A 15,264-nucleotide genomic window follows, 5' to 3' on the forward strand; every position below is an offset into this window, starting at 1 on the left:
ATTATTTTATTTTTTCAAAAGTTAATCTTGCAATTCCTCGTATTTGTGTATCGGTGTTAAAATTTAGAACAAGTTTGTTTTTAGAGATTTCGTTGATGGTGTAATTCTCTTCTTTGCCCGATGAGTGTTTAATAACCAATAAATTTCCTCGTCCTTTTAAAACCCAATCTAATTTTTCCAAATAGCCATTTGCTCCTTTTAGAATAAGAGTTCCATTCGGATAGAAATTCCATTTTTCGGCTCTATGAATGATTAAATTCTGACCTACAATATCTTTTGCGTAATTGGTTATGGTGTTAAAATGAGCATCCACGGTATCGTTTTTATCTGCTCGTTCATATTCCCAGTTGACTTCTTGCCAGCCTCCAGTTATTGAGGATTCTGGATTTTTCGAAGCACTCATTAACAGCAATAATGGCAGTACGCCAAGAGTTAAGAAACTAAAATATTTAATTAAAAATTTCATCAGTTTAAGGTATTAACCAACCGATACCTGATTGAAAAAAACTTCGGCTAATTTTCCTTTTTCAGGAAGATTATCGATAGCTGTATCCAGTATGGTTGTTGAGATTTTACTTTTTTTTGCATACGAGGTTAAATCAAAACTCTTGAAATGTTTCAAAACATGTTTCTGATTAGAGAGTATAATTTCATCGATATGTTTGGCATTTACATAATTGTTGAAAGCGTTTTGATTTGTTCCAGAAAAAAGATCGATGACCAATGAATTGATTTGACTGGAAAATTTGTTTCGAATAACTTCAAGAGCCTCTTCGAAATCGGAGGGTGTTATTTTTTCAAGTTGTTTGGCTTTTGGCGCAAAAAGTAATTCACGAATAGAATCACTGGAATGCCACCCATGAATAAGGATAATATCGTAAGATGTTTTAGGGTTTTGCTGTAATGTTTTTTTTAGAATGGCTAACGATTGTATAGTAAAGTCAATTTGAATCAGAATTTTTTTTCTCATAACGGTTGTTTTAATTTTACAAGACAAAATTATCTGCTCCAAATTAGAGCCTAATAAAAGCGGAATTAAAATTCAATTAAAATAGGCTGCAAGAGATTAGAATACGATTAGAAAATAAATAGAAATCGAATTAGTTTTTTTAACTGCCCACAGGTAGTGTAATTTGAACGGTGGTTCCTTGGTTTTCTATAGAGGAAACTAGTAATGTACCGTGGTGCATTCGTATGATATTACGAGTAAGCGGCAAACCAATGCCGTAACCTTCAAAGTTTTTAGTGTTTGAAGCTCTAAAGAATGGATCGTAAATGTATTTTATTTCGTTTTCAGGGATTCCAATACCCTCATCTTTAATTATGATGTATATAAAATCATCTGATGCTCCAATTGAAACGCGAACGGTGTTGTAGTTGGAATATTTACAACCATTACTTATAATATTGCTGAAGGCCAAATGTAAAAGTTGTTCATTACCAAATGTTTTTAGTTTTAAAGGATCTTCAGGAAGTAAATCCATATCGAAAAAAATGACATGTTTTTGGTTCAATTTTTCTAAAGTTTCCTTAACATCCCAAAGCACTTGGTCAATGCGAATTTCTTCGAATTTTTGAGTTTTGCCATTAAAACCGGTTTGTGCCAGAAACAATAAAGCCTTGGTTTTATTGTCGAGTTTTTCTGCTTCTTGTAAAATAATTTTTAGTGATTCGATGTATTCGTCAGCCGATCGTTCTTTGGTTAAAACAACATCGGCTTCACCAATAATTGCCGTTAAAGGTGTTCTTAGTTCGTGTGATGCATTACTGATAAAGTTGTTTTGGGTCTCAAATGAAGTTTCGATTCGATCCAGCATATCGTTAAACGTATTTGTAAGCTGGTTGATTTCTTCGTTATTGTGGTCTTTAAGTCTGAGGTGTAAATTTTCAGAACTTATTTCTTTTACTTGTTCATTAATTTTCGAAATAGGCTTGAAAATGTTTTTCGAAAAATAAATGGCAATATAGAGCAATAGTAAAAAGGCGGCTACAATTGCAAAAAGTAACGTTTTGATTAAGTTTTCTGCTTGGTTGAGTTCGAAATAGTTCTCTGCTGCCGTAATTACAATATGATCTCCCGATTTAGACGCGTATCGAATGCCTTTGTATAGGTATTTCTTGGTAACAAATTGGGCTTCATTTTTTTGGATAACCTGTTCGAAAAATTTCTTTGGTAGACCAATTTTTTTTGATTCTAAAGGGATGTTGATTTCAGAAGTTATGGGAATGAAAAAGTCTTTTTCGTGCGGTAATTTGTCTGAATTATAACTATTAGAAATGGTTTTTTTTTCATCCAATTGTTCTTTGGCAACTTTGAACGCTCTGGCTTCTAATAATTTAAAAAGATAGTTTTCCGAATAATTGGAAACCGATAAATAGATAAAGACACTGAAAAGTGAAATAACAATCAGGAATGGTATTAATAGTAAAAGTACTGTTCTAGAATGGAATTTCATGATGATTAAATTACTCCTTTATTGATTTTCACGCATTACATATCCCATACCAATAACAGTGTGAATTAATTTTTCGGAGGTTTTAGGATTGATTTTTTTACGCAGGTAGTTTACATATACATCCACAACATTTGTTCCCAAGTCGTAATTTACACCCCAAACAGCTTCAAGAATGTCTAAACGCGAAACGACTTTGTTTTTGTTTTTTAAGAAATACAAAAGCAGTTTATATTCGGTAGATGTTAAAGATATTTCTTGGTTTTGAACGCTTACGGTTTTGGTATAATCGTTTAGGCTGATTTCTGCAAAATGGTAAATATATTCGTTCGGAATTTCCGTTGCAGTTTCCGAAGTATGAATGTTGTTTTCCGTTCGTCTTAATAAAGATTTGATACGAGCAACCAACTCGATGAATTTAAAAGGTTTTATTAAATAGTCATCGGCACCGCTTTCTAAACCCAACACAACATTTTCAGAAGTTCCGAGTGCGGTTAAGAATAAAATTGGTGTTAGTTTGTTATCTAGACGTATTTCCTTACATAGCTCTATGCCGTTAATTTCGGGCAACATGATGTCTAAAATAATCAAATCAAAAGAATTATTGGTTGCCAACTGCAATCCTGATTTTCCGTCCAATGCAACAGTTATTTCAAAACCTTCTTCGGTTAAACCCTTTTTAATAAAAGAGATTACATGAATTTCATCTTCAACTAAAAGTATTTTCTTCATGAAAGAGATTTTTAACCTTTTGGAATTTGTTTGTTAGTATTGGAATGTGTTTTAATTCCTGTTTATGCAAAATAACAAAAAACGAATAAACTTAATACCTTTGTAAAAAAATAATAAAAATGAAATTCAATACAAAAGCAATACATGGTGGGCAACATCATGAAAAAGTAACGGGAGCTGTAATGCCTCCAGTATTTCAAACTTCAACGTTTGCTCAAGTATCTCCAGGTCAACCTGTAGGTGATTATGAGTATAGCCGTGCTGCTAATCCAACTCGTCAGGCTTTAGAAGATGCGTTAGCGTCTATCGAAAACGGAGCTCGTGGTTTGGCTTTTGCTTCTGGTTTAGCGGCAACAGATTGTTTATTGCGTATGTTTAAAGCAGGCGATGAAATTATCGCCATGGATGATTTGTACGGTGGAACTTATCGTTTGTTTACTCGTTTGTATAAAGATAGCGGTATTAAGTTCCATTTTGTTGATATGAATGATTTGGAAGGTTTTCAGAAGTTGATAAACGAAAACACGAAATTAGTTTGGGTTGAAACGCCAACCAACCCTTTGATGAAGTTGGCCGACATTGCCGAGATAGCTAAAATCACAAAAAAGCATAATATTTTATTTGCAGTAGACAATACGTTTGCTACACCATATCTGCAAAAACCGTTAGACTTAGGGGCTGATATTGTAATGCATTCGGCTACAAAATATTTAGGAGGACATAGTGATGTAATTGCGGGGGCGTTAGTGATTAAGGATAAAGTACTAGGAGATGAATTACATTTTAAACAATTTGCTACTGGAGGTACTTTAGGGCCAATGGATAGTTTTTTGGTTTTGAGAGGTATTAAAACATTGCATTTGCGAGTACAGCGTCATTGCGAAAATGGTGCAAAAGTGGCTGAGTTTTTGTCCAATCATCCAAAAGTTGATAAAGTGTATTATCCCGGATTGGAAAACCATCCGTTTCATGAAATTGCTAAAAAGCAAATGCTTGGTGGTTTTGGAGGAATGGTAACTTTTACTTTTAAATCTGGAGCGAAACAAGACGCGATATCGTTTTTAGAAAAAGTGCAAGTATTTACTTTGGCTGAATCATTAGGAGGAGTAGAATCCTTGGCTAATCATCCAGCTTTAATGACTCATGCTTCTATACCTGAAGATAAACGTAAGGAAATTGGAATTACCGATGATTTGGTTCGTTTAAGTGTTGGTGTTGAAGATGTTGAGGATTTGATAAACGATTTGAAACAAGCTTTGTCATAAACATGTTGGAAAAACTATAACAATAAAAAACCCGAGTACTATACTCGGGTTTTTTATTTATATCTAATAAAGTTTTGTTTATTAATCTAAGTAATAAATATATCCAAAGTTTAACCACACTAACCAATCGTTAGCTTTGTTTTCTTTATAAACATCCGGATTTGGATTTAAACCATCAACCCAGTTAGAAAAGTAATATTGCCAACGTAAGTCTAACATTAAGTCAGATAATTCGGTTAACTTGTATCGTGTACCTACAGAAGCTACAACCGACCATGTACTACCACTGTCATTTGAAACTCCACCAATATATTTTGTTGGTAAAACTCCAGGCTGATCAAGTCTTCCCATAAGTGAGTATGATTCAGGAGTAAAGTAAGAATAATGAGCTCCTAAACTTACAAAAGGACCAAAAGAGCCATTGGTTGCTGTAAAGTCTCTAATACTTAACGGGAAGTATTCCAATTGCATACCAATATCAGTAACAGAAGCTACACCACGCATAGCACGTAATTGTTGAGCTGTTATCGATTGTTTTTTGGGATCTACCCATTGTCCAAAATGCTGTAAATTGGTCTTGTTGTACGATAACTCAGAGCGTAACTTGAAATGATCGTTAAAATAAGTTTCAGGAGTATAACAGTTACATTCCGCGCGGTATGAAAAATTAAGATAGTGAACAAGACCTATCCCATAACCGGTATTTCCCGAGTTGGTTTTAAAATCATATCTCACACCGTAATCTGACATAAACATAACAGGTCCTGCAATAGCACCAATTTCATGAGAGAAACCAAACTGTGCTCTCATTAAACCGCTCTGTCCTATAATGGCTAACAGTAGTATTAGAATTTTTTTGGGCATTTTTACTCTTTTTAGGTCAATTCCCGACAAATATATAAAAACATACTAGACATCAAAAAAAAAAAGAAAAAAATACGTGTTATAATTATATTAATAGTCTTATTTATAATGAGTCAAATCAAAAAAAACTTCACTTTATACAAAAAAAGAAATATCAGCGTTTTAGTTTATATTTGTAAAAAATCAATGATTAGATGAAAAAGAAAACGGCATTTTTAATGCTATTATGGTTTACTTGGATTTGTAATTCCCAACAGACTCAGTTATGGGAAGGGTATTTTTCATACAACTCTATTAAAGATGTTTCTTCTTCGACTCAGAAAGTATTCGCTGCTGCAGAAAATGTTTTGTTTTCTAAAGATCTTCAAACCAGTGAAATAAAAAAAATAACTTCTATAGAAGGCTTTAAGGCTGAGACAATTACGGCTATGTATCATAGCGAAACTTTTAATAAAACATTAGTTGGAAATAGTAACGGATTGCTTTTGGTAGTAAATCATAATGATGGAAGTATCCGTACCGCAGTAGATATTGTTAATAAACCGACAATTGAGCCTAACAAGAAAAAAATTAATGATATCTACGAATACAATGGAAAAGCTTATCTATCCTGTGATTTTGGAATTTGTGTTTTTGATTTAACGATTAATGAATTTGGAGATACTTATTTTATTGGGCCTGCAGGTGAAGAAGTGAAAACATTTCAAACTACTGTTTTTAATGATGAAATATATGCTGTTACTGAATTGAACGGTATTCGAAAAGCTAATGTTAATAACCCTAATTTAGTTGATTTTAGTCAATGGATAATGTTTGATGGAGGGTATTGGAATCATATTGAAACGTTTCAAAATAAATTAATAGCTGCAAATTCCAATCAAACAGTTTATACTTCTACTGGAGGCGTTTTTCAGCTTTTGATATCTGTTGGGCAATCTGTTTTAGATTTGGAAACCTTTGAAAATAGATTGACTATTACATCAGCGAATCATGTTTATGTCTATGATGAGAATTTTATGCAATTAGCAAATATTGCTCAAATTCCAGATGTAGTTTCCAACTTTACCTGTGCAATAGCAAATCAAGATAAAGTTTTTATTGGTACAAACGATAAAGGTTTGTACGCAACAACTACAAACAATTTATCAACATTTGAAGACAATACACCGGACGGGCCTTTTAAAAATAACATTTTTTGTATTAAAAAAGGGGCGTCATCACTTTGGGCAGTATATGGAGATTATACCAAAGAATATAATCCGTATCCTCTTGATGCGTATGAAATTAGTTTGTTTTCTGAACAACAAGGTTGGACCTCTATTCCTTACGATAATTTATTAGGAGCAAAATCTTTGTCTAGAATTACTTTGAATCCAAATAACACAAATCAAGCATATGTAAGTTCTTTTTTCTCGGGATTGTTAAAAGTAGACAACCAAAATAATGTTGAACTTTTTAATCAAGCCAATACAGGACCCAATGGGTTAGAATCATTGGACAGTGGAAATCCGTCATATATAGATATTAGAGTTAATGGTCCTGCTTTCGATAAAAACAATAATCTTTGGATGACGGTTAGTCGAATTGAAAGAGCTATAAAAGTAATGAAGGCCGATGGAAATTGGCAATCATATACACTAAACAATATTACTACGGCTCCAGTTGATGATAGTTATGCGTCTATTGCTATTGATAAAAACAACACAAAATGGATACCGTCCTATCGAAATGGGGTGATTGGTTTTAATGAAAATTACAACAATAAATTTATAGTTGTTAATGAAGGGGAAGGAACTGGAAACTTGCCTATTCCCGATGTTCGATGTGTTGCTGTTGACAATAGGAATCAACTCTGGATAGGTACTTTTAAAGGACTGCGTGTTATTCCGAGTGTAGATCGTTTTATAACAGATCAGACTTTAGAATCCAATTCAATTATTATTATAGATGATGGTTTGCCACAAGAATTGTTCTTTCAACAAACAATTTGGGACATTGCCGTTGATGGAGCCAATCGAAAATGGGTTTCTGTAGCCGATTCAGGAGTTTTTCTGGTTTCACCAAACGGACAAGAAACTATTTATCATTTCACCATGGAAAATTCGCCATTACCAAGTAATAATATTAATGATATTGAAATTGATGGTGTTACTGGGGAAGTGTTTTTTGCTACCGACAGAGGTTTAGTGTCTTTTAAAGGAGTTGCTACTAAGCCATCAGAAGATTTGAGCAACGTTTTTGTGTATCCAAACCCAGTTCGTCCAGGATACAACGGTACCGTTAAAATTAGTGGCTTGATCGACAAAGCGAATGTGAAGATTACCGATATAGAAGGAAACCTAGTGTATGAAACCACTTCCGAAGGAGGAACTATCGAATGGGATACAAAAGCTTTTGGAAAACACAAAGTTGCTTCGGGGGTATATATGATATTAATTGCGGCTCAAGACGGAATTGACACTACGGTTAAAAAAGTAATGATTGTTCGTTAATGCTGGTCAAAACCAAAGCTATCGTTTTAAGCGCTCTAAAATATCAGGAAAAATCACTGATTGTAAAATGTTTCACCGAATCTGATGGTTTGAAATCGTACTTTGTTCCCAGTGCGTTTTCCTCAAAAAAATCAAATCAAAAAATCGCGTATTTTCAACCGTTATCCTTGTTGGAAATCGAAGCGAATCACAAAAATAAAGGGACGCTTGAGTATTTTAAAGAGATTAGATTAGCATTTCCATATCATTCCATATATCTTGATGTTGTAAAAAGTACCATTGCCATTTTCTTGTCGGAAGTGTTGCATTATAGTATTCGCGAAGAAGAGAAAAATCAGGAGTTGTTTACTTTTTTGGAAACCGCTTTGCTTTGGTTAGATACTCATGAAGAAACCGCTAATTTCCATTTAATATTACTATTTGAAATAACTAAGTTCTTCGGTTTTTATCCTGATGTTTCAGAAGCCAATCTTCCTTTTTTCGAAATGAATGAAGGTGTTTTTTCACAATTCCATGCGCTTAGTTGTTTGTCGGAACACGAAACGATTTTGTTTAAAAAACTTATCGATTTGAAATTCGATTCCAATCAAAAAATCTTCTCGGGTATCGAGCGACAAATTCTTTTAAAAATCCTTTTGAATTACTATTCCATTCACCTCGAGGGTTTTAAAAAACCAAAGTCGTTAGAGGTGCTTAAAGAGGTTTTTTCATAAAACCTTTGTGGTTCTGTTAGCAAAGTCTTAAAACTCTACGGTTTAAACGTCTTTTTTCGCACTTCTGTTCTCTAATTTCTGTAAAATTCCGTACTTTCGCGCATTGATTTTAGATAACGACAAAATGACTACAAAATTCACTGAATACAAAGGACTTGATTTGCCAACCGTGGCCTCTGAAGTACTTGATTTCTGGAAAAAACAAAACATCTTTGAGCAAAGTGTAACGTCCCGTGAGGGCGCGACCCCGTATGTGTTTTTTGAAGGTCCCCCTTCAGCAAACGGTTTACCGGGTATTCACCACGTAATGGCACGTGCAATTAAAGATATTTTTTGTCGTTACAAAACTCAAAAAGGATATCAGGTTAAGCGTAAAGCAGGATGGGATACTCACGGATTGCCTGTTGAGTTAGGTACCGAAAAAGAATTGGGCATCACCAAAGAAGATATCGGAAAAACCATCTCCATAACCGAATACAACGAAGCGTGTAAAAGAACCGTTATGCGTTACACCGACGTGTGGAACGACCTAACCGAAAAAATGGGATATTGGGTTGATATGGAAGATCCGTATGTGACCTACAAATCCAAATACATGGAGTCGGTTTGGTGGTTGTTGAAACAGATTTACAACAAAGATTTATTATACAAAGGCTACACCATTCAGCCGTATTCACCAAAAGCGGGAACTGGATTATCTTCTCATGAAGTAAACCAGCCGGGTTCGTACCGCGATGTAACTGACACGACTATTGTGGCGCAGTTCAAGGTTTTGGAGAACCAAAGGAAACTAACGTTCGCGAAGTTTTACGATTATATTACGAACAACAATTTAAAACAATACAAGTTTGAGACTTTAGAATTGGATGAAATTCATTTCTTAGCCTGGACGACAACGCCTTGGACTTTGCCAAGTAATACCGCGTTAACGGTTGGACCTAGAATAGAGTATGTGTTGGTAAAAACATTCAATCAATACACCTTTCAGCCAATCAACATCATTTTAGCGAAAAATCTGGTAGGCAAACAATTGTCGAAAAACTATTTTGAATCCAGTGATGCTGCTGATTTTGAAAATTTTAAAGAAGGGGATAAAAAAATTCCTTTCGAAATCTTAGCCGAATGTAAAGGGGAAGACTTGGTGGGTATTCAATACGAACAATTGTTACCATACACGCTGCCATACCAAAATCCTGAAAACGCCTTCCGTGTAATTTCTGGAGATTTCGTAACTACAGAAGACGGAACAGGTATTGTACACACGGCGCCGACTTTTGGTGCGGATGACGCGAAAGTAGCGAAAGAAGCTACACCGGAAGTGCCGCCAATGCTGGTGTTGGACGAAAACGGAAATCCAGTGCCATTAGTAGATTTGCAAGGGCGTTTCGTGTCGCAAATGGGTGACATGGCTGGGAAATATGTAAAAAATGAATATTACAGCGAAGGCGATGCGCCGGAGAAATCTGTAGATGTGGAAATCGCGATTCGTTTAAAAGAAGAAAACAAAGCCTTTAAAGTAGAGAAATACGTCCACAGTTACCCACATTGTTGGAGAACGGACAAACCAATTTTATACTATCCGTTGGATTCTTGGTTCATCAAGGTAACGGAAGTAAAAGACCGCATGTTCGATTTGAATGAAACCATCAACTGGAAGCCAAAAGCTACAGGAGAAGGACGTTTCGGAAACTGGTTGAAAAATGCCAACGACTGGAATTTGTCGCGTTCACGCTATTGGGGAATTCCATTGCCGTTATGGAGAAATGATGAGGGAACTGAAACTCTTTGTATCGGTTCGGTAGAAGAATTGTACAACGAAATCGAAAAGGCGATTTCGGCAGGTTTCATGACTGAAAATCCGTTCAAAGGTTTCGTCATCGGAAACATGGACGAGTCGAATTACGATTTGGTGGATTTGCATAAAAATGTAGTGGATAACATCGTTTTGGTGTCTGCTTCAGGGAAACCGATGAAACGCGAAACGGATTTGATTGACGTTTGGTTTGATTCGGGTGCGATGCCATATGCACAGTGGCATTATCCGTTTGAAAATAAAGAATTGATTGATGGTCACAAGTCGTTCCCGGCTGATTTTATCGCGGAAGGCGTAGACCAGACCAGAGGTTGGTTCTATACATTGCACGCCATCGGAACTTTGGTTTTCGATCAGGTGGCTTATAAAAATGTAGTATCGAATGGTTTGGTTTTGGATAAAAACGGACAAAAAATGTCCAAACGTCTAGGAAATGCGGTAGATCCGTTCGAAACCTTAAAAGAATACGGTCCGGATGCGACGCGTTGGTACATGATTGCCAATGCGAATCCTTGGGATAACTTGAAATTTGATATTGAAGGCGTGGCCGAAGTGCGACGAAAATTCTTCGGAACCCTTTATAATACTTATTCGTTTTTCGCATTATATGCTAACATTGATGGGTTTACCTATAGTGAAGCAGAAGTACCGTTGAACGAAAGACCAGAAATCGACCGTTGGATTTTATCGGAATTGCACACGCTAATTAAGTTGGTAGATGAGGCGTATGAAGAGTATGAACCAACCAAAGCAGCCAGAGCGATTTCCGATTTTGTACAGGAGAATTTGAGTAACTGGTACGTGCGTTTATGCCGTAGAAGATTCTGGAAAGGCGAGTATGGAACCGACAAGATTGCTGCGTATCAGACGTTGTATACGTGTCTAGAAACCGTTGCAAAATTATCGGCACAGATAGCTCCATTCTTCATGGAACGCTTGTACAAAGACTTGAATGCCGCGACAACTAAGGAAAACTTCGAAAGCGTGCACTTGGCGAAATTCCCGCAATTTGTTGACAATTTTGTTGATAAATCACTGGAAAGCAAAATGTTGAAAGCACAGACGGTTTCGTCGCTTGTATTATCCCTTCGTAAGAAAGAGATGATTAAGGTGCGTCAACCGCTGCAAAAGGTTATGATTCCTGTACTTGACGAAAATCAGCGTGCCGAAATCGAAGCGGTTTCCGACTTGATTAAAGCTGAGGTAAACGTAAAAGAAGTAGAGTTGTTAGACGATGCTTCCGGCGTGTTAGTAAAACAAATTAAACCCAATTTTAAAACTTTAGGACCTCGTTTTGGAAAAGACATGGGTCTGATTTCCAAAGAAATACAAAATTTTGGTCAAGAAGAGATAAATAAATTAGAAAGAGAAGGCGCATTAACGCTTGTTATTTCAGGAAATAGTGTTACCTTAACAACTGAAGACGTGGAGATTTCTTCACAGGATATTGAAGGTTGGTTGGTAGCTAATTCCGGAGGTATAACAGTGGCCTTAGATATCACAATAAACGATGCTTTACGAAAAGAAGGTATCGCCCGCGAATTGGTCAACCGAATTCAAAATATCCGCAAAGATTCAGGTTTTGAAGTGACGGACAAGATTAAAGTGACAATGCTACAAGACGGTATTATTCAAGAAGCCGTAAACGATAACGAAGCATACATTAAATCGGAAACCCTAACAGAAGAGCTTGTTTTTACAGAACGTATCGAAAATGGTACGGAAATTGAGTTTGATGACCTAAAAACAAGAATATTAATTTCAAAATGAGGGAATTATGGTAGATGAACAAATAAGATATTCCGACGCGGATTTAGCGGAATTTAAAGAATTGATTCAGAAGAAACTGGAAAAAGCAAAAAACGATTTGGACTTGATAAAGAGTGCTTACCTTAATGATTTAAATAACGGTACCGATGATACATCGCCTACATTTAAAGCATTTGAAGAAGGTAGCGAAACCATGAGTAAAGAAGCCAATTCACAGCTTGCCATTCGTCAGGAAAAATTCATTAGAGATTTGAAAAACGCATTAATTCGTATTGAAAACAAAACGTACGGAATTTGTAAGGTGACTGGAAAATTAATAAATAAAGAAAGATTGAAACTGGTTCCTCACGCTACAATGAGTATTGAAGCGAAGAACTTACAACGTTAATCTTTTCAAAATTTTACTAAACGCTCCTTTTGGAGCGTTTTTTATATGAGGTAAAAAGTTTACTTTTGTCATCAAATTGCTCAAAATGTCGTTAAAAAAAGCCTATTTACTGGTTGTTTTAATTCTGATTGTCGATCAGATTTCCAAAATATACATTAAAGTGAACTTCGAACTAGATGAAGAAGTTCTTGTTTTTAATTGGTTTCGTATTCATTTTATTGAAAACGAAGGAATGGCTTGGGGAGCCGAAATTCCAGGAGCATATGGTAAGCTGTTTTTAACGGTTTTCCGAATTGTTGCAGTGGGCGGTATTTGTTATTGGTTGTATGATTCTGTTAAGAAAAATGCATCAGCTTATTTAGTTGTTGCCGTTGCTTTAATTTTAGCAGGAGCGGCAGGAAATATTTTTGATTCTGTATTTTACGGTAAAATATTTAACGATAGTTACGGACAAGTTGCAACCATCTTTAGTGATGACCCTTATGGAAAATGGTTTCATGGTAAAGTGGTAGATATGTTTTATTTTCCAATTTGGGAAGGAAATTTACCATCATGGCTTCCTATGTGGGGCGGACAACATTTTACGTTTTTCAATGCTATTTTTAATGTTGCCGATGTAGCTATATCTACAGGGGTTGGGATTTTAATTGTTTTTAATAAAAAGGCTTTTGGTAAATAATTCTAGTAGTTATAAAAATAAAAAAAGACCCATTGGGTCTTTTTTTATTTTTGTTGTCCTGGAGCATATTTTTTGGCGCTTTTGCCACCATATATTTTTTTAGCTTGTCCTGGCGGTAATTTTTTAGCCGAAGTCGTAGATGTTTTTCCAGCAGAACGGCCAACGCCAACGCTAACGCCACCGCGACTTGATTTGCAACTACTAACGGATAAAACAATTGCTAGAAGTACCATTGTTAAAGGTAATTTTTGGGTTTTTATAGTTTTCATGATGTTTGTTTTTGGAACCACAATATAATTAAAATCCGTATATGCCAAACGGACAAACACAAAAATCTAATTTCACATCATTTTCGTTGCTGTCTTCAATGCTGTTTTCTGCTTCAAAGTAGGAAAGACCCACTTTTATGGTTTCTGGTTTACATTCTTTTAAAAAAGCATCGTAAAATCCTTTCCCGTACCCAACCCGATGTCCTTTTTTGTCAAAAGCCAATAGCGGTACAAAAACAACATCAATTTTTTTGGATGGCACTTCTAATCCATCAACCGGTTCTGGAATACCGTACGAATTAGCACTTATTTTAGTGTTATCTGTTAAAAGATAATGGGTCATGGTTGTCGTCTCAAAGTCCGATTTCGAAATCACAATCTCCTTATCTCTTCCGGCTAAAATTTGAAGCAAATATTCGGTATTAATTTCGTTTTGTTCTTCAATGGGTAAAAAAAGATGAAAATAGGTGTGTTCCCAAATTGGCAGTTGAAGACAATTGTTGGCAATTTCTAAGCTAAGTGCTTGAATTTCTTCAAAACCTATTTCTTTTCGAAGATTTTTATATTTCGTACGTAATTCTTTTTTCTGCATGAAGTTCATTTTTCAAATCTTCTGTAAAAATACTCAAATGATCAACTTCAACATGGTCCATAATTACAATTTTATACCATAAATTATTTTCATCATGCTTCTGTGGAACCAAATCGTATTTTTCTTCTAATGTTTTAGAAATGAATTTCGATTGAATAGTGACAATATTCATAAAGGGATCGCGGAAAAACTCAACATTCAAAGCTTCTAATTGTTCACAAAACCAATCGGTTCGCATTTGCAAAACTCTAATTTTTTCACACCATCCGTAAGGTCCGTAGGTGAATAATATCATCCAGACTGCTATAGCGTTGGCACCACTTCGGCTGCCGCAAAGCGTTAAATCCATGCCTTCAACATATTCTGCTTCTTTAGTCAATACATTTTCTATTAATCCTTTTCGACAAATAAATACACCGGTTCCGTAAGGCGCTTGCAGCATTTTATGAGCATCTATAGTAATGGAACTTATTTTATGGTTTTCAAAATTGATAGCATTACTTCGGTTGCTAAAAGGATATACAAAACCACCGTAAGCGGCATCAATATGGAGTTTGTACTCTAGGTTGTGTCTTTCCAGAATTTCAGTATAATCGTCTGGGTTATCTATAGCCCCAAACATGGTTGTTCCCATGTTGGCTACAACAATAAAGTATTTTTTTCCTTGACTTTTAGCTTCTTCGACAATGTGATTTAATGCAATTTTGTCAATGTTTCGAGATTCAAAATCTATAGGAATAGCATACCTATCAATGAGTAATAAATTAGAGGCTTTCGGAATGGAATAATGCGTGTCTTCGGATGCGATAATCACAATCTCTTCAGGTAAAGCGTTATGATTATTCATGAAGAAATTGCGATACATCCATATCGCCTGTAGGTTGGCTTCGGTTCCGCCGGGAGCAATATAACCGTCGTAAGCGTTTGGTTCTGATTTAAAAACATCAACAGCCAACACTTTCAATACTTCGCGTTCTAATTGTTGTGTGCCACTAAACGCTTTTTCTGAAGTACCATACGTGTGACAACCAATATGATTAGGATTGGCAACATAGGTTTGTAAAACTGGAGCATCCTTTAAAAATGGCATTTCACTGTTGAATACTTTGCTGTCTAATTTAGAGGCAGGATATCCTAATGAAGTATCATGAGTGAAATTTACGTTTTCTTTTAATGCTTCTTCAATTCGAAATTGTCGTTCGTGTTGCGATAGTTTTTTCCAAGGAATCATAGT

Annotated in this window: 14 protein-coding genes; 6 read left to right on the top strand and 8 right to left on the bottom strand. The window is 35.5% G+C overall.

Annotated features, from left to right (window positions below):
- Position 1: 1 nt before the first annotated feature.
- The 4 genes from ACZ1JT_RS06250 to ACZ1JT_RS06265 form a co-directional block, all read right to left on the bottom strand.
- Positions 2 to 466, bottom strand: a complete 465-nt coding sequence (locus tag ACZ1JT_RS06250; protein WP_465092985.1) for a hypothetical protein — start codon at positions 464 to 466, stop codon at positions 2 to 4.
- Positions 467 to 478: 12 nt separating this feature from the next.
- Positions 479 to 970, bottom strand: a complete 492-nt coding sequence (locus ACZ1JT_RS06255; RefSeq protein WP_465092986.1) for a hypothetical protein — start codon at positions 968 to 970, stop codon at positions 479 to 481.
- 139 nt (positions 971 to 1,109) lie between these two features.
- Positions 1,110 to 2,456 carry an ATP-binding protein gene (locus tag ACZ1JT_RS06260; protein ID WP_465092987.1) on the bottom strand — a complete coding sequence of 449 codons (1,347 nt, stop codon included), beginning with the start codon at positions 2,454 to 2,456 and terminating at the stop codon, positions 1,110 to 1,112.
- Between the two features lie 18 nt (positions 2,457 to 2,474).
- On the bottom strand, positions 2,475 to 3,185 hold the full coding sequence (locus ACZ1JT_RS06265) for a response regulator transcription factor (protein WP_465092988.1): 711 nt from the start codon (positions 3,183 to 3,185) through the stop codon (positions 2,475 to 2,477).
- A gap of 119 nt (positions 3,186 to 3,304) precedes the next feature.
- Between ACZ1JT_RS06265 and ACZ1JT_RS06270 the strand changes: the two genes are divergently transcribed.
- Complete coding sequence (locus ACZ1JT_RS06270; RefSeq protein ID WP_465092989.1) at positions 3,305 to 4,450, top strand: cystathionine gamma-synthase; 1,146 nt, start codon at positions 3,305 to 3,307, stop codon at positions 4,448 to 4,450.
- A gap of 81 nt (positions 4,451 to 4,531) precedes the next feature.
- On the opposite strand, the gene ACZ1JT_RS06275 is transcribed toward ACZ1JT_RS06270, so the two are convergent.
- Positions 4,532 to 5,314: a THC0290_0291 family protein gene (locus tag ACZ1JT_RS06275; RefSeq protein ID WP_465092990.1), complete on the bottom strand. Its 783-nt coding sequence runs from the start codon at positions 5,312 to 5,314 to the stop codon at positions 4,532 to 4,534.
- A 194-nt stretch (positions 5,315 to 5,508) separates the two neighbouring features.
- Between ACZ1JT_RS06275 and porZ the strand changes: the two genes are divergently transcribed.
- The 5 genes from porZ (at position 5,509) to ACZ1JT_RS06300 (ending at position 13,169) form a co-directional block, all read left to right on the top strand.
- Positions 5,509 to 7,806, top strand: coding sequence for a type IX secretion system anionic LPS delivery protein PorZ (gene porZ / locus ACZ1JT_RS06280; protein ID WP_465092991.1), 2,298 nt, complete (start codon positions 5,509 to 5,511; stop codon positions 7,804 to 7,806).
- A complete protein-coding gene (gene recO, locus ACZ1JT_RS06285; protein ID WP_465092992.1) occupies positions 7,806 to 8,519 on the top strand; it encodes a DNA repair protein RecO in 714 nt (237 codons plus the stop codon). The genes porZ and recO overlap by 1 nt, the downstream gene beginning before the upstream one ends.
- Positions 8,520 to 8,643: 124 nt before the next feature.
- Entirely contained in the window at positions 8,644 to 12,102 is a 3,459-nt protein-coding gene (gene ileS, locus ACZ1JT_RS06290; protein ID WP_465092993.1) for an isoleucine--tRNA ligase, read from the top strand.
- 7 nt (positions 12,103 to 12,109) lie between these two features.
- Positions 12,110 to 12,490, top strand: coding sequence for a TraR/DksA family transcriptional regulator (locus tag ACZ1JT_RS06295; RefSeq protein WP_237790972.1), 381 nt, complete (start codon positions 12,110 to 12,112; stop codon positions 12,488 to 12,490).
- Between the two features lie 85 nt (positions 12,491 to 12,575).
- Positions 12,576 to 13,169 (top strand): lipoprotein signal peptidase, encoded by a 594-nt coding sequence (locus ACZ1JT_RS06300; RefSeq protein WP_465092994.1) that lies wholly within the window; start codon positions 12,576 to 12,578, stop codon positions 13,167 to 13,169.
- Between the two features lie 44 nt (positions 13,170 to 13,213).
- On the opposite strand, the gene ACZ1JT_RS06305 is transcribed toward ACZ1JT_RS06300, so the two are convergent.
- From ACZ1JT_RS06305 to ACZ1JT_RS06315, 3 genes are read right to left on the bottom strand one after another with little or no spacing between them, the layout of a single operon-like run.
- Positions 13,214 to 13,438, bottom strand: a complete 225-nt coding sequence (locus ACZ1JT_RS06305; protein WP_465092995.1) for a hypothetical protein — start codon at positions 13,436 to 13,438, stop codon at positions 13,214 to 13,216.
- Positions 13,439 to 13,466: 28 nt separating this feature from the next.
- Positions 13,467 to 14,030 (bottom strand): 5-formyltetrahydrofolate cyclo-ligase, encoded by a 564-nt coding sequence (locus ACZ1JT_RS06310; protein WP_465092996.1) that lies wholly within the window; start codon positions 14,028 to 14,030, stop codon positions 13,467 to 13,469.
- Entirely contained in the window at positions 13,999 to 15,261 is a 1,263-nt protein-coding gene (locus tag ACZ1JT_RS06315; RefSeq protein WP_465092997.1) for a pyridoxal phosphate-dependent decarboxylase family protein, read from the bottom strand. The genes ACZ1JT_RS06310 and ACZ1JT_RS06315 overlap by 32 nt, the downstream gene beginning before the upstream one ends.
- Positions 15,262 to 15,264: the final 3 nt, after the last annotated feature.

The sequence above is a fragment of the Flavobacterium sp. IC2-16 genome (assembly GCF_055521455.1).

Excerpts from the sequence above, each read along its gene's own strand:
- ACZ1JT_RS06250 (WP_465092985.1), bottom strand. The coding sequence starts at position 466 with ATGAAATTTTTAATTAAATATTTTAGTTTCTTAACTCTTGGCGTACTG.
- ACZ1JT_RS06255 (WP_465092986.1), bottom strand. The coding sequence starts at position 970 with ATGAGAAAAAAAATTCTGATTCAAATTGACTTTACTATACAATCGTTA.
- ACZ1JT_RS06260 (WP_465092987.1), bottom strand. The coding sequence starts at position 2,456 with ATGAAATTCCATTCTAGAACAGTACTTTTACTATTAATACCATTCCTG.
- ACZ1JT_RS06265 (WP_465092988.1), bottom strand. The coding sequence starts at position 3,185 with ATGAAGAAAATACTTTTAGTTGAAGATGAAATTCATGTAATCTCTTTT.
- ACZ1JT_RS06270 (WP_465092989.1), top strand. The coding sequence starts at position 3,305 with ATGAAATTCAATACAAAAGCAATACATGGTGGGCAACATCATGAAAAA.
- ACZ1JT_RS06275 (WP_465092990.1), bottom strand. The coding sequence starts at position 5,314 with ATGCCCAAAAAAATTCTAATACTACTGTTAGCCATTATAGGACAGAGC.
- porZ (WP_465092991.1), top strand. The coding sequence starts at position 5,509 with ATGAAAAAGAAAACGGCATTTTTAATGCTATTATGGTTTACTTGGATT.
- recO (WP_465092992.1), top strand. The coding sequence starts at position 7,806 with ATGCTGGTCAAAACCAAAGCTATCGTTTTAAGCGCTCTAAAATATCAG.
- ileS (WP_465092993.1), top strand. The coding sequence starts at position 8,644 with ATGACTACAAAATTCACTGAATACAAAGGACTTGATTTGCCAACCGTG.
- ACZ1JT_RS06295 (WP_237790972.1), top strand. The coding sequence starts at position 12,110 with ATGGTAGATGAACAAATAAGATATTCCGACGCGGATTTAGCGGAATTT.
- ACZ1JT_RS06300 (WP_465092994.1), top strand. The coding sequence starts at position 12,576 with ATGTCGTTAAAAAAAGCCTATTTACTGGTTGTTTTAATTCTGATTGTC.
- ACZ1JT_RS06305 (WP_465092995.1), bottom strand. The coding sequence starts at position 13,438 with ATGAAAACTATAAAAACCCAAAAATTACCTTTAACAATGGTACTTCTA.
- ACZ1JT_RS06310 (WP_465092996.1), bottom strand. The coding sequence starts at position 14,030 with ATGCAGAAAAAAGAATTACGTACGAAATATAAAAATCTTCGAAAAGAA.
- ACZ1JT_RS06315 (WP_465092997.1), bottom strand. The coding sequence starts at position 15,261 with ATGATTCCTTGGAAAAAACTATCGCAACACGAACGACAATTTCGAATT.